This is a genomic window from Thermoanaerobacterium aotearoense, assembly GCF_009905255.1.
Lineage (GTDB): Bacteria > Bacillota > Thermoanaerobacteria > Thermoanaerobacterales > Thermoanaerobacteraceae > Thermoanaerobacterium > Thermoanaerobacterium aotearoense.
Window position 1 is genome coordinate 18,479 of record NZ_CP047602.1, and the last position, 14,273, is coordinate 32,751.

Below are 14,273 nucleotides of genomic sequence, written 5' to 3' on the forward strand. Positions count from 1 at the left end.
TCATGCCCTTTCTTTGCGGTTTATAATGTTCATTATAGATTGTGTTATGCCGTACGTTATTATGTCTGCCATTTTCATTACGACATTAAGCCTCGTATTCTGCAGAACCATAAATTCCATGAAACCTGATATATTTACTATTCCAGTTACGTACATGTTTCCGATAGGAGGCAAGTCTTTAGAAACACCTGCGCCAGGCTTTATCGATCCTTCGCCTATCGATATGCACCCTACGTGGTTTAATGAGCCAAGACATGCATCTACAGCGACTATAAAAGGATTTTTATGTAATCTGTTTATCGTATTTAAAGTTTCATTTAAGTTTTTGGCGTGGACAGGTTCATTTAACGTGCCGTATATGCCTATTTTATCGGAGAAATAGTTTTTTAATTTGTATCCCACGATAGGTCCCAGGCTATCACCTGTGGATCTATCAGTACCGATGCATACTATGACAAATTCATCCTTAAAATTAAACAATTTATTAAAACACCTTGAAAATTCAAGGCTAAAATCGCTGTAACAAGTTTTGTCATTTATATTTATCAATTTCATTGCAGCCCATCTCCTTTAAGCAATCTCATATTTATTTTTCACAATTTTTACCGTGTTAATACACTGATGGCATTTTAGGTTGAAAAGTCGTGCATATACGTGTATTATAATAGTAGTTGCACTTTAAGGTGGTTTATATGAATATTGTTGATATGGCAATACTTTTAATAATAGCCTATTTTGTATATACTGGCTTCATCAAAGGATTTATCATGACACTATACGGCATGGCCAGCATTGTGTTATCATGGATTTTGACTAAAAGATTTTACCCAGTTGTAGAACAATTAATATTGAGAAATAATAAATTGGTAAGTTTTATAGTGAAGATTACAGGATACGGCGATGCGATTTTAAGCGGTGCATCGACGAAAATGATTGTTACGTTAATAAGTTTTGTATTTACATTTTTGCTGTCTTTGCTATTTTTGAAAGCCGTCGCATTGACTATCAATAAATTGATGGATTATCCTGTCATAAGGACATTCAACAGAGTTGGCGGCGGAATTTTAGGCGCTATAGAAGGATTTGCATTTCTATTTCTGCTGTTTGGATTGTTAAGTGTGGTAAATAGCATGCTGCCGCTAAATTATTGGACTTACATAGAAAAGTCTCAATTTGCAAAGCTGTTTTTGACAAACAAAGATATTGTTAAACTGCTTTTGCTTTAAATGAAAGGATGTTTAAATTGGAGTACATAAGTAGGTTTTACGACCAAATATTGAAGCTTTACGATATAAAAATTTTTGGAACTACTTTTGACATAATAAAAGTCATCATAATAGCTTATATTGCCAAAAAGTTAGGCTATCTTTTAATAGATCGATTTTATGTGATGCAAGAGAAGTCAAAACTTCAATTTTCTGAGCGAAAAGTAAAGACTCTTTCTTCTCTTACTAAAAATATTTTAAAGTACGTCATATATTTTGTGGCTGTTTATTCTATTCTTGAGATATTAGGGCTTAAGATGGGTTCGATATTGGCTGTTGCAGGTATAGGCAGCCTTGCCGTAGGATTTGGAGCCCAAAGCCTTGTGAAAGACGTTATTACTGGGTTTTTCATAATATTTGAAGATCAATTCGGAGTAGGGGACTACATAACAATAAACAATTTTTCTGGCACCGTTGAGGAGATCGGACTTAGAGTCACAAAAATAAGAGATTTTTCAGGTGATTTAAACATCATACCAAATGGAGAGATTACATCTGTGACGAACCATTCAAAGGGTGCCATGAGAGCCCTTGTGGCTGTCTCTGTATCTTACGAAGAAGATGTAGATAGGGTTATAGAAGCTCTTAATGAGATATGCACTGAGATGAAAAGGGATAGGACAGATCTTTTAGATGGGCCGAAAGTCCTTGGAATAACAAATTTTAAAGACTCTGCAGTAGAAATAACTGTGGTGGCAATGGCAAAGCCAATGCAGCAGTGGGCTGTTGAGAGGGATTTAAGGTACAGGATCAAGAAACTTTTTAAGGACTACGACATTGATTTGCCATATCCTCACATGAATGTATCAATTGAAGACAAAAATAAAAAGGGTGATGTCAGTGCCGAAAGAGATTAACGTAGGTGATATTGTAAAAATGAAGAAGGTCCATCCTTGTGGCTGCGATGAGTGGGAAGTGCTTAGGGTAGGAATGGACATAAGGATAAAGTGTTTAAAGTGCGGCAGAATGGTTTTAATGCCAAGGCCCAAATTTGAAAAGGGAATGAAAAAAGTGATAAAAACTGTTGAAAAACCAAATGAACAATGATAAAATAACAATATGGATTGCCGCCTTGCCCAATAGGGCCGTAAAGTCCATAAGGAGGTGAAAGAATGAGAGCGTATGAAACAATATTCGTAATTTCTCCAGATGTAAATGACGAAGCAAGACCTGCTTTGATTGAGAAGTTTAAAAATCTCATAACAGAAAAAGGTGGAGAAATTACCAATGTGGATGAGTGGGGCAGAAGAAAGCTTGCATATGAAATCGATAAGAAAAGCGAAGGATACTACGTATTGATGAACTTTACAAGCGATGTAGATGTCCCGCATGAACTTGAAAGAGTGTACAAGATTACAGACGGTATATTGAGATACTTGATCGTGAAAGTTGATAAATAATTAATCGATAGGTGGGTTAATGATGTTGAATAAAGTTATATTAATAGGCCGTTTGACTAAAGATCCTGTCCTTAAGTATGCTTCAGCAAACATGGTTCCTGTGACCACATTTACACTTGCTGTCAACAGGAATTACACACAGCAGAACGGAGACAGGGTGGCTGATTTTATACCCATCGTTACATGGCGAAAACTGGCAGAAGTTTGCGGAAATAATCTTAAAAAGGGAAGATTGGTGGCTGTGTCCGGCAGCATTCAAACTCGCACATGGGATGATAATAGCGGCAATCGCCATTGGGTTACAGAAGTTGTAGCAGATGAAGTGAAGTTTCTGGATTCAAATAGACCCAGCGGCAGTGATCCTATGGCAGATCTGGGTAAGGATATTCACAATTTTGATATCGACTTGGATAGCAGCGATTTTGATGGATTTAGTCCGGTAGAGTCAGAAGATGATCTTCCATTCTAAGGAGGGTAGATGATGTCAAACAACAATAGCAATTCTAAGGAAAATTCCGCTCAAAAGAGGAAAAATAGAAAAGCTAAGAAAAAAGTATGCGCTTTTTGCGCTGACAGGATAGATTATATAGATTACAAAGAAGTTGGAAAGCTGCGCAAATATATAACTGAAAGAGGCAAGATACTTCCGAGAAGGATAACAGGAAACTGTGCTATACATCAAAGGCAGCTTACAGTTGCTATAAAAAGAGCGAGACAGATTGCACTACTACCATATACAGCCGAATAATGATATAATATAGAGAGGGTCAAGCCCTCTCTTGTTTTTCATGTGTTTAAGGTGGGATATTATGGAGAATAATTTTGATATAACGAAAAATATTAAAAGCTTGGAAAATTTAAAAGTTGAGCTTTTATTGAAGATTGCATCAGTCTTTAAAAATTTTAACAATGACGATTTGCCTCAAGAATTGATAGACGATATATGCCATGTGATAATAATAGGATATCTTCTTGGCAATAAATTGGGGTATGATTTTAGAGAAATCGACGATGAGATTTCAAAGAGGATAAAATCTATTTCGGCAGATATAGAAGAAGACTCCCAAAATTACAGAAAACTGGCGGAGTATCTAAAGAAAAGGTAAGATAGCGCATGGAGGATAAAAAATGAACAGCAAAAACATAGTAAATGGAGCTTTAATGGTTGCTGTAGCGGTTATAATGGTCTTGATTGGGTCATACGTACCGCCGCTTTTTTTCATACTGTTTTTTGTGTCAGTACCTGTAAGCGTGGTGATAATAAGGAGCAATAGTTTGCTGTATGGCATATTGACCACAGCCTTAATCTTTTTGGCCACATTTCTTTTTACAGACATAATCACAGCTTCAATTGTGGCAGGATTAAGCGCTATAGGGATTGCGATGGGGTATTTGGTTAAAAGCGGCAGTACTCCTCAGAACGTTGTGGTTGAAACTGGTGCAATATCTTTGTTAGGCTTTGTAGGAGTGTTGTATGCTCTTAAATTATTTGGCATAAATGTAATAAAAAGCATCTTAGACGATTATCAGCAGATTGGAAAACAAATATTGGACATCTATAAGAACTCTCCTGATGCAGCTTATATAAGAAGCATGATAAGTTATACATTAGAGTCTTTAAAAGAGCTTATGCCGTCTATTTTTGTCATAATGATTGCACTCATCGTCTTAGTTAACTACATGCTTCTTTCAAGGATAATGGCAAAGGAAGGCAAAGTGAAAAAATTACCTCCGTTTATGTTTTGGAGGATGCCTTACATGACAGGTTGGATTTTCATAGGTGCCCTTTTGTACCAGTATTTTGTAAACTCCAGTGTTGTCGCATCTAATCTGCTGTTGCTTCTATCCATAGGGTTTACCGTAAGCGGCCTTTCCTATGTAAAATACTTTATGACAAAGAGATTTAATGTAAACTCTTTAATAAGCGACGTGGTTTTGGTGGCTTTGTTTATGTTTCCTATTACTTTTTCACTTATGACGCTGCTGGGGGTCATAGATACAAGCATGAACTTGCGAAGATTTACATGATACGGCTTTTGTATCCTGATTTGAGGGGATGTATGCATGTTTGATAAAAAAAATTATAAATTGATATCCTCTGTAAGTTTATTAAACATCATTTTATCAGCGGTGCTTACTCTTGTGCTTATGTACTACAATGTCTACATCAGCATTGTATCGATGGTTCTTTTGGCGTATATTTTATACATCGAATACAAGGGAGCTAAAAAGAAACGTACAGAATTTGACAAGTACATTGAAAGGCTTTTTTTTAGCGTTGACAAGGCATCGGGCAATGTGCTGTCGCTTTTGCCTATACCTGTAGCTTTGATGAGGGAAGATGGAAGTATCGTCTGGTACAATTCATGCTTTGCTCAAAATTTTGAGGATAAGAAAGATATAAACAATGTTTTTTTAAAATACGCAAAGTCGAAAAAGGATGAAAAATATCACTTCAGGATTGGCAATAAATACTACTACATGATAAGCATCATCTCTAAAACCAAAAAGAGAAAGCCAAAAGACGGTGAAAATTACTACAATGTTTTCATATTTGACGAAACTGATTACATGGAAATATCGAGAAGACTTGCAAATTCTCGTACTGTCTTAGGTTACATACTTGTAGACAATTACGAAGAAGCTTTGCAGTCTGCAGATGATTTAAATAAGCCTGTTGTAGCTGCAGAAATAGAAAGAAGATTAAACATCTGGATTCAATCGATGAATGCCTATATAATAAAGTACGCCAATGACAGGTATATCTTTGTAACGCAAGAGGCGGATTTAAAAAATCTGGAGGAAAATAGATTTGAGATACTTGACTTTGTAAGGGATATAAATGTAGGAAACAAAATACCGATTACCTTAAGTATAGGTGTTGGTGCAGATTCACCTGAATTTGCGAAATTAAATGAGTATGCTGTGTCTGCTATTGATCTGGCATTAGGCAGAGGCGGCGATCAGGCCGTTGTCAAAAGAGGCGAGAAAATCCTTATATACGGAGGAAAGACACAGGCTGTAGAAAAGAGGACAAAGGTCAAAGCGAGGGTTGTGGCACATGCCATAAGGGAACTTATTGGAGATTCATCAAATGTTTTGCTTATGGGGCACAATTTTATGGATTTTGACTCATTGGGAGCGGCAATAGGCATGTACAGGTGTGCCGTATCCTTTGGCAAGGATGCAAAGATAGTATTAGATAAGTCAAATCCAGCTATAGAGACACTTTTGGAGAAAATAGAGAGGGATGAGGAGTACGCAAATCCATTTATCGATGTTGGCAATGCAAAGAATATGGTCAATCCAAAGACGCTTCTCATCGTCGTTGATGCCCATAGACCCAGCTATCTGACGTATCCAGAATTAGTAAACATGGTGGATAGGATAGTAGTCATCGATCACCATAGGAGAGGAAAGGAATTTATCGATAAGGCGTTGCTTATTTACCTTGAGCCATACGCGTCATCTACATGTGAGCTTGTGACTGAGATATCGCAGTATATAAAAGATAAAATAGATTTAAAGCCGATAGAAGCGGAAGCCCTCTTAGCCGGAATAACAGTTGACACAAAAAATTTCACATTTAGGACAGGCGTAAGGACATTTGAAGCAGCATCTTATCTTAGGAGAAAGGGTGCCGATACTATATCTGTAAAGATGCTGTTTCAAAATGATTTAAAATCGTATATAATAAAATCTACGATAGTAAAAAATGCTGAGATTACGGAAGAAGGAATAGCTATTGCAGTAAGTCCTGATGAAACGGACAATGTCATAGCCGCACAAGCTGCAGATGAACTTCTCAATATAAAAGGCGTTCAAGCGTCTTTTGTCGTGTTTAAAAGACATGACGATGTGGCCATAAGCGGAAGATCGATAGGAGATATAAACGTTCAGGTAATACTTGAAAAATTAGGAGGCGGCGGTCACTTGACTGTGGCAGGCGCTCAGCTTAAAAAGCCTCTTAAAAATGTCGTAGATGATTTGAAGAAAGCTATAGAGGAATATTTTAAGGAAGGTGAGTCGTAATGAAAGTGATTTTGCAAAAGGATGTAAAGGGCATAGGCAAAGCAGGTGACGTAGTAAATGTAAGCGACGGCTACGGTAGAAATTATCTTTTGCCTCGCGGACTTGCTATAGATGCTACGGAGTCAAACATGAACGTTCTTAATGAGAAGAAAAAAGCAGAGGAGAAGAAAAGGCAGAAAGAGGTAGAAGCTGCACAAGAGATGGCTAAAAAGCTTTCGCAAGAGTCCATCGTGATTAAAGTTAAAACAGGCGAAAACGGCAAATTGTTTGGATCTATAACATCAAAAGACATACAGGACGAGCTTAATAAAAAAGGATACGATATTGACAAGAAGAAGATAAATCTTCCGGATTCTATAAAGACGATCGGCACTTATAATGTAGACATCAAAATATACCCCGGCATACAAGCCAAGGTAAAAGTAGATGTCGTAGGACAATAATTTACGAAGATTCATGACTTTATGGAAAAATACGTGAGGTTTTGGACTTTTAAGGGGGGAATGAGATGGAGTGGAATAAAATCCCTCCTCAAAATATAGAAGCAGAACAGGCTGTCTTAGGTGCAATGCTTTTGTCCAGAGATGCCATAATCGATGCATCAGAGATAGTAAAAGCAGATGATTTTTACAAGGAGTCAAATAAAAAGCTTTTTACCATAATGATGGATATGTTTGAAAAAAACATACCAGTCGATTTGGTTACGGTAGTTGATGAGCTTAGAAGGCAAAATATGCTGGAGGCTGTAGGCGGGCTTGACTACATAACAAATTTGTCATCCAGCATAGTGACTACTGCCAATGTATCGTATTATGCAAAGATGATAAGAGAGAAAGCAACATTGAGACGCCTCATTCAAGCTTCATCAGAGATAATGGAGTTAAGCTATGAAGGCGGCGATCTTCACGATGTGTTGGATACGGCTGAGCAGAAGATATTTGACATAGCGCAGGGCAGAAACACCGAAAACTTTTATCCCATTAAAGATGTGTTGATGGACACATTTTACAACATAGAAAATCTTTATAAAAACAAAGGGCATCTGACTGGCGTACCTTCTGGATTTCCTGATTTAGACTTGAAGACGTCTGGCTTCCAGCCATCTGATTTTATACTTCTTGCAGCAAGGCCATCCATGGGCAAAACTTCATTTGCCTTAAACATTGCAGAAAATGCTGCATTGGCACTTAAAAAACCCGTCGCCATATTTAGCCTTGAGATGTCTAAAGAGCAGCTTGTAAGTAGGCTTATATGTTCTACTGCAAATATAGACAGTCAAAAGCTTAGAACGGGAAATTTGGATGACGACGATTGGCCAAGGCTTGCTGCTGCTATGGCTCCTCTTTCAACAGCGCCTATATACATTGACGACACACCTGGCATATCTGTCATGGATATAAGGGCAAAGTGCCGAAGACTGAAGCTGGAGAAAGGGTTGTCTTTAGTATTAATAGACTATTTACAGCTTATGCAAGGAAGGGGCAACTCAGAAAGCCGTCAGCAGGAGGTTTCTGAGATATCAAGGTCATTGAAGGGTCTTGCAAGAGAACTGCAAGTTCCCATCATAACGCTTTCGCAGCTATCCCGTGCCCCTGAAGCCAGATCCGATCACAGGCCGATTTTAAGCGACTTAAGAGAGTCAGGTGCGATTGAGCAGGACGCCGATATAGTCATGTTTCTCTACAGAGATGATTATTACAACAAGGATTCTGAAAAGAAAAACATCGCAGAGCTTATTATTGCAAAGCATAGAAATGGTCCTACAGGTACAATAGAGCTTCTGTGGATGGGTCAGTACACGAAATTTGTAAGCATAGATAAATACAGGACAGAGTAGTCAAGAGGGTATTTTTATGGGTGATTATGATTATTTAAGAAAGATACCGTATTTCAATGTCTTAAGCGAAAGCTCTTTATTTGAGATTAATAAAATAGCTGTGGAGAAGGAGTACAAAAAAAACACCGTCATATTTTACGAAGGCGACGAGGGTGACGCCATATATTTTGTAAAAAAGGGGAAAGTCAAGATATCTAAAATATCACAACAGGGCAAAGAGCATATAATAAGAATAATGGAGGATGGAGATATTTTTGCTGAATCCCTTTTATTTATAGGTGGCAAATATCCAGCTACTGCAGAGGCCATAGAGGATTCAAAGATTATCGTGCTTAAAAACAAAGACATAGAAAATTTGATACTGAACAACAATGAAGTTGCCTTAGGAATAATAAAGCTAATGGCAAAAAGACTCCAAAATGTGGCGGTCATAATAGAGAACTTAGCGCTTAAAGATTCTCTCGGCAGGACGGTTTCTATTCTTCTGACGTTTGCCAGAGAAAAAGGCATACAAGGCAAGGATGGCATAGCCATAGAATTAAACTTAAGCAGGCAAGATCTTGCCAACATGGTAGGCACGTCTCGAGAAAATATGACAAGAATCTTAAGCCAGTTAGACAAGGAAGGAGTCATAAAGCTGGAACGACATGCCATAATAATAAAAGATGTAAATGCATTAAAAAATTTGTCATAAATTTGTTGTAGTTATATTCAATGTGTGCTATAATTTATATGCAATTGAATAAAGTTCGTTAAGTGAGGCTCCTATGCGGATACATGCTGATGCCCGGAAACATCGAGAGATGCCAATGGGTCAACAGATTCTACCGTTACAAGGTTTAATCTAATTCAGCCGGTACTACCTATGCCGCATAGTGCTAAAACCCAACGAGTGTGTTGAGATTAGAGCCTTTTACGTTTTGTAAAAGGCTTAAATTTTTTAAAGGCAGGTGGTAAAGATGGACTCTGGCCCTTATAGTCATAAGCGAATAAAATTTAATAATTCAAAAAAGAATATGAGGGAGGAGTCTATCTTGCCTTAAAACTCCTCCCTTAGAAAAGGAGGTAGTGAAATGCCAATTTTAAGCCTTTATTTAAGCAGGATTTTAGGCAATAAGATATTGCTTAAAAATGGTGAAGTTTTAGGTAAACTCAAGGATATTGGAGTTTCAACAGAGTTGACGCATCCAATTGCAATATCCATGTTGGTAAAGACGAAATCTGGCGTCAAAGAGTACAAGTGGGAAAACATAAAGATAACGAAAAAATTTGGACAGTACGAGCTTATGTGCACAGAGCCAATAGAGGCAAATGGCATTAAAGATGTCTTGTACTTGTCAAAAAATGTCTTAGATAAACAGATTATCGACGTGAATGGAAGGAAAGTAGTAAGAGTCAATGATATAAGGCTGGCACTTTTAGATAAAGGTTTGTTTGCGATTGCTGTCGATATAGGTGTTGAAGGCATATTGAGAAGACTTGGACTTGCAAAGCCTTTAAAGAGGATATTAAAGAGATTTGGCAAAACTATATCCAGCAAATTCATACTTTGGGAAGATATAGAGACGATTACTCGCGCAAGAGAAAACATAATGCTGTCAAAGACGTATCACAAGCTGGCCACACTTCACCCTTCCGACCTTGCGGATATAATAGAAGATCTGGATTTTAAAGCCGGCATAGATATATTCTCCAGCTTAGAGCACGGAAGAGCCGCAGATGTGCTGGAGGAAATGGAGACAGATACTCAAAGAAGCATATTAAACGAGCTGCCTGTCTCTAAAGCTGCGGACATATTGGAAGAAATGCCTGCAGATGAAGTTGCAGACATACTGGATGATCTGAATGAAGAAAAAGTAGAAGAACTATTGAATGAGATGGAAAACAATGCGTCGTTGGAAGTCAGAGAGCTGATGGAATACCCGGAGTATGCCGTTGGAAGCTTGATGACCACCGACTTTGTGGCATTTGAAAATACGCTTTCCGTTGAGGAGGCAATAAAGGAGCTTAGGCTTTTAAAACCAGATGAAGATATCATTTATTACATCTATATAGTTGATGAATCAAATAGGCTTTTAGGCGCAGTTACGCTTAGAGATTTGGTGATTTCAGAGCCTAATACCCTATTAAATGAAATCATGAACAAGGACATCATCTACACCCGAGATATGGATTCAATAAAATCCCTCATAAAGACAGTGACAAAGTACAATTTGGTAGCGATTCCTGTTGTAGATGAAGATATGAAGCTATTGGGCACTGTCCTTATAAATGATATAATATACGAACTTATGAGAAGTGGAAAGACGTACGCAAGGAGGTAGTGTGAAGTGACAAAGAGGAAGACATTTCTTACAAATTTGTTGATATTTTTGTCGATTTTAGGGCCAGGTATAATCACAGGAAGTGTTGACAATGATGCAGGTGGCATAACCACTTATTCTGTGGCAGGTGCTACTTATGGATATAAATTGCTTTGGACATTGATACCGTCATTTATCGTCCTGATCGTCATACAGGAGATGAATGCCAGGATGGGCGTCGTGACGGGGAAAGGATTGGCAGACCTTATAAGGGAAAACTTCGGCGTAAGAGTCACGTTTTTCATCTTTCTCGGACTTCTTATCGCAGACATTGGAAATACTGCTACAGAGTTTGCTGGTGTGGCAGGCAGCATGGAGATCTTCGGCATAAGCAAGTATATAATGGTGCCATTGGCCGCTTTAGCTGTGTGGTTTTTAATCGTAAAAGGCAATTATACTGTAGCGGAAAAAGTATTTTTGATATTCAGCGTCTTTTTGCTGTCATACGTCATATCAGCCCTTCTGTCACATCCAGATTGGAAGGCTGTAGGCCAGTCCATCATAAAACCCACCATGTCATTTAACACAGACTATTTAAGCATGGTAATAGGTATAGTAGGTACTACGATAGCGCCTTGGATGCAATTTTACATGCAATCATCGGTTATAGAAAAAGGCATAAAGATAGACGATTATAAGTACACAATTTGGGACGTTGTGATAGGCTGTATCGCAACAGTTGTCGTGGCTTTTTTCATAATAGTTGCCTGTGCATCTACTCTTAATGTGAATGGCATAAAAATAAATGAAGCAAAAGATGCAGCCATGGCTTTAAAGCCGCTGGCTGGTGAGCTGGCATCAGGCGTATTCGCATTTGGGCTCTTTATAGCATCCATCTTTTCCGCTGCCATACTTCCAGTTGCTACAGCATTTTACATCTGTGAAGCGTTTGGGTTTGAAGCAGGCATAGACAAAAGGCTTGATGAAGCACCGGAATTTTATACGCTTTTTACAGCCATAATAATAATAGCAGTTGCCATCATATTGATTCCACATGCGCCCCTTATTACAATCACAATTTGGACGCAGGTTTTAAATGGAATCTTGTTGCCGGTGGTGTTGATTTCCATGATGCTTCTTGTAAACAACAAGGAGATAATGGGGAAATACGTAAATAATCCTTTGAAAAACGTCATCGGTTGGAGCACCACGATAATTTTAATAGGACTGACTGCTGTTTTAATGTTCTTTTCATTTGCTTAAAATAGAGATCAAGAGAAATATGGCGGGTAACCGCCTTTTATTTTTTGCCGTAATATGATTAAAATATATAGTATACGATATTGTTTTTGATATCTTATGATGTTAAATTAGATGTGAGGTGGTAATATGCCAGAACTTATATATATAGTAGATGATGATAAGAATATAAGAGACCTCATGGTTAAGTATGTTGAAAAAGAAGGGTATACTGTCAAAGCATTTGAAAATGCTGAATCGGTTCTGGAAAATTTCGAAAAAGACAAGCCTGATATGCTTATACTGGACATAATGATGCCAGGCATGGATGGATACGAGCTTTGCAGAGAAATAAGGAAGAAAAGCGACGTGCCGATAATAATCGTTTCAGCAAGAGATGAAGATTTAGATAAAATACTTGGCTTAGAATTAGGCTCAGACGATTACATCGCAAAGCCTTTTTCGCCCAGAGAGCTTATAGCCAGAATGAAATCCGTATTTAGAAGGGTTAAAACGCCTAAAAGAAACGACGAGATAAGGATAAAAGATATCGTCATTGTGCCTGATGAGAGGAAAGTAATATACAAGGAGGAAGAAATAGGGTTTACTTCCATGGAATTTGAGCTTATACAGTTTTTAGCCAAAAATGCAAATAAAGCTTTCACGAGAGAACAGCTTTTAGAGAAGGTATGGAAGTATGACTCTTTTACGGAGACGAGGGCTGTAGACGACATGGTGAAACGAATAAGGAAAAAATTGCAAAGCTACGGGTGCGAATTTAATATATCAACCATTTGGGGATATGGTTATAAGGTGGAATCGTGATGTCTATTAGGTTTAAACTAATTATTTCATATATATTGCTTATTTTTATCTCTTTCTCTATAATAGGCGTATTTTTCAACCTGATGATAAGGGATTTTTTGATAAATGAAGCCAGGCAAAATCTCATAAGGCAAGGATCTGTCATACAGCGGCTTTACAATGGGAGGATAAGCACTCCAGAGGCGCTGCAATCCATAAGGTACATGCCTAAGTTTTGGGTAGGAGGAAGGATTTTAGATGGCGACCTTATAGTTGTGGATTTAAATGGCGATATCGTGTATTCATCAAGGCAAAATCCTTTTGGCAAAGAAAACAGGTTGGAGTACGCAATACTCGATAAAATAACAAAAGAAGGCTCATACAACAGCATAAAGATTGGAAACACAGATGTGGTGGCTGCAGTCTTTCCAATAATAAGCAACTTAAACGGAAAAGTCATCGGCTCTATAGTCATGTATACGCTTGTAAAAGGCATAAAGATAGCATCACTTCAAATAGTAGGCGTTTTGTTAAAGGGGATTTTGCTTTCTGGCATTGTCTCATTGATAATAGGCTACTTTCTTTCCAGGTCAATCTCTGCCCCCATCGCAAAGCTTACAGAAGTGGTGGAAAAAATAAAGGACAAGAAGTTTGGCGAGAAGGTAAACGTAAAGTCAGATGGGGAAATAAAGCTTTTGGCAGATGCCTTTAATGAAATGTCTGTAGAGCTTAGGAATTATTACACATCTCAGAGGCGGTTTTTGCAAAATGCTTCACATGAGCTAAAGACCCCACTTATGTCTATACAAGGTTATGCAGAAGGCATAAAAGATGGTGTCATAGAAAAAGACGATATACCAAAATCACTTGATATAATCATAGATGAAAGCAAAAGATTGAGGGATATAGTAAACGACTTGATGTACCTGACAAAAATTGAAACACATCAAGAAGGGATAAAAAAGCATAAAGAGTATCTAAAGGACATTTTTGAGGAATGCATAGAAAAGATAATGCCTCAGCTAAACAAGAAAAACATAAAAATAAGCTTAAATGGCGACGATGCAAACGTAAAATGCGACAGAAAAAAACTTATGCAATCTTTTATGAATATATTAAGCAATGGTGTAAGGTATGCCAAGACGTCTATTGATATAGAGATTAAGAAGATAAAGGATTATGTGGAGATAAAAATAAAAAACGACGGCAGGAAATTTACTGACGAAGAGCTTAAGAATATGTTTGAGAGATTTTATAAGGGTGATGAAGGAGAGACAGGCTTGGGGCTGGCTATAACTAAAGCCATAATCGAATGGCATGAAGGCACTATAGAAGCATTCAATACGGATGGCGGCGTATGCTTTTTGATAAAACTAAATGCTGTGTAAGCAAA

At 37.7% G+C, this 14,273-nt stretch carries 17 protein-coding genes and 1 riboswitch; of the genes, 16 read left to right on the top strand and 1 reads right to left on the bottom strand.

Annotated features, from left to right (window positions below):
• The gene (gene yyaC / locus GSH73_RS00100) at positions 1 to 555 is read right to left on the bottom strand and encodes a spore protease YyaC (protein ID WP_014757477.1); all 555 of its coding nucleotides are present in this window, start codon (positions 553 to 555) and stop codon (positions 1 to 3) included.
• A gap of 137 nt (positions 556 to 692) precedes the next feature.
• Between yyaC and GSH73_RS00105 the strand changes: the two genes are divergently transcribed.
• The 16 genes from GSH73_RS00105 (at position 693) to GSH73_RS00180 (ending at position 14,268) form a co-directional block, all read left to right on the top strand.
• Positions 693 to 1,226, top strand: a complete 534-nt coding sequence (locus tag GSH73_RS00105; protein WP_014757476.1) for a CvpA family protein — start codon at positions 693 to 695, stop codon at positions 1,224 to 1,226.
• Between the two features lie 8 nt (positions 1,227 to 1,234).
• Positions 1,235 to 2,122 carry a mechanosensitive ion channel family protein gene (locus GSH73_RS00110; protein WP_432416182.1) on the top strand — a complete coding sequence of 296 codons (888 nt, stop codon included), beginning with the start codon at positions 1,235 to 1,237 and terminating at the stop codon, positions 2,120 to 2,122.
• Positions 2,106 to 2,312, top strand: coding sequence for a DUF951 domain-containing protein (locus GSH73_RS00115; RefSeq protein WP_014757474.1), 207 nt, complete (start codon positions 2,106 to 2,108; stop codon positions 2,310 to 2,312). The genes GSH73_RS00110 and GSH73_RS00115 overlap by 17 nt, the downstream gene beginning before the upstream one ends.
• A gap of 65 nt (positions 2,313 to 2,377) precedes the next feature.
• Positions 2,378 to 2,665, top strand: coding sequence for a 30S ribosomal protein S6 (gene rpsF / locus GSH73_RS00120; protein ID WP_014757473.1), 288 nt, complete (start codon positions 2,378 to 2,380; stop codon positions 2,663 to 2,665).
• 22 nt (positions 2,666 to 2,687) lie between these two features.
• Positions 2,688 to 3,134: a single-stranded DNA-binding protein gene (locus GSH73_RS00125; RefSeq protein ID WP_014757472.1), complete on the top strand. Its 447-nt coding sequence runs from the start codon at positions 2,688 to 2,690 to the stop codon at positions 3,132 to 3,134.
• Positions 3,135 to 3,146: 12 nt separating this feature from the next.
• Positions 3,147 to 3,413, top strand: a complete 267-nt coding sequence (gene rpsR / locus GSH73_RS00130) for a 30S ribosomal protein S18 (protein WP_013789106.1) — start codon at positions 3,147 to 3,149, stop codon at positions 3,411 to 3,413.
• Positions 3,414 to 3,474: 61 nt separating this feature from the next.
• A complete protein-coding gene (locus tag GSH73_RS00135) occupies positions 3,475 to 3,771 on the top strand; it encodes a MazG-like family protein (RefSeq protein ID WP_014757471.1) in 297 nt (98 codons plus the stop codon).
• Between the two features lie 22 nt (positions 3,772 to 3,793).
• Positions 3,794 to 4,693, top strand: coding sequence for a DUF2232 domain-containing protein (locus GSH73_RS00140; protein ID WP_014757470.1), 900 nt, complete (start codon positions 3,794 to 3,796; stop codon positions 4,691 to 4,693).
• Positions 4,694 to 4,729: 36 nt separating this feature from the next.
• The gene (locus GSH73_RS00145) at positions 4,730 to 6,697 is read left to right on the top strand and encodes a DHH family phosphoesterase (protein ID WP_014757469.1); all 1,968 of its coding nucleotides are present in this window, start codon (positions 4,730 to 4,732) and stop codon (positions 6,695 to 6,697) included.
• Positions 6,697 to 7,140 (top strand): 50S ribosomal protein L9, encoded by a 444-nt coding sequence (rplI, locus tag GSH73_RS00150; RefSeq protein ID WP_014757468.1) that lies wholly within the window; start codon positions 6,697 to 6,699, stop codon positions 7,138 to 7,140. Before GSH73_RS00145 ends, rplI begins: the two co-directional genes overlap by 1 nt.
• Positions 7,141 to 7,205: 65 nt before the next feature.
• Entirely contained in the window at positions 7,206 to 8,534 is a 1,329-nt protein-coding gene (gene dnaB, locus GSH73_RS00155) for a replicative DNA helicase (protein WP_013789101.1), read from the top strand.
• A 16-nt stretch (positions 8,535 to 8,550) separates the two neighbouring features.
• Positions 8,551 to 9,228, top strand: a complete 678-nt coding sequence (locus tag GSH73_RS00160) for a Crp/Fnr family transcriptional regulator (RefSeq protein ID WP_014757467.1) — start codon at positions 8,551 to 8,553, stop codon at positions 9,226 to 9,228.
• Positions 9,229 to 9,275: 47 nt separating this feature from the next.
• Positions 9,276 to 9,438, top strand: a riboswitch (M-box (ykoK) riboswitch).
• A 169-nt stretch (positions 9,439 to 9,607) separates the two neighbouring features.
• Entirely contained in the window at positions 9,608 to 10,858 is a 1,251-nt protein-coding gene (locus GSH73_RS00165; RefSeq protein WP_014757466.1) for a magnesium transporter, read from the top strand.
• A gap of 6 nt (positions 10,859 to 10,864) precedes the next feature.
• A complete protein-coding gene (locus GSH73_RS00170; protein ID WP_014757465.1) occupies positions 10,865 to 12,100 on the top strand; it encodes an Nramp family divalent metal transporter in 1,236 nt (411 codons plus the stop codon).
• Positions 12,101 to 12,226: 126 nt separating this feature from the next.
• Positions 12,227 to 12,901, top strand: a complete 675-nt coding sequence (locus GSH73_RS00175) for a response regulator transcription factor (protein WP_014757464.1) — start codon at positions 12,227 to 12,229, stop codon at positions 12,899 to 12,901.
• Positions 12,901 to 14,268, top strand: coding sequence for a sensor histidine kinase (locus GSH73_RS00180; protein WP_014757463.1), 1,368 nt, complete (start codon positions 12,901 to 12,903; stop codon positions 14,266 to 14,268). Before GSH73_RS00175 ends, GSH73_RS00180 begins: the two co-directional genes overlap by 1 nt.
• Positions 14,269 to 14,273 lie beyond the last annotated feature (5 nt).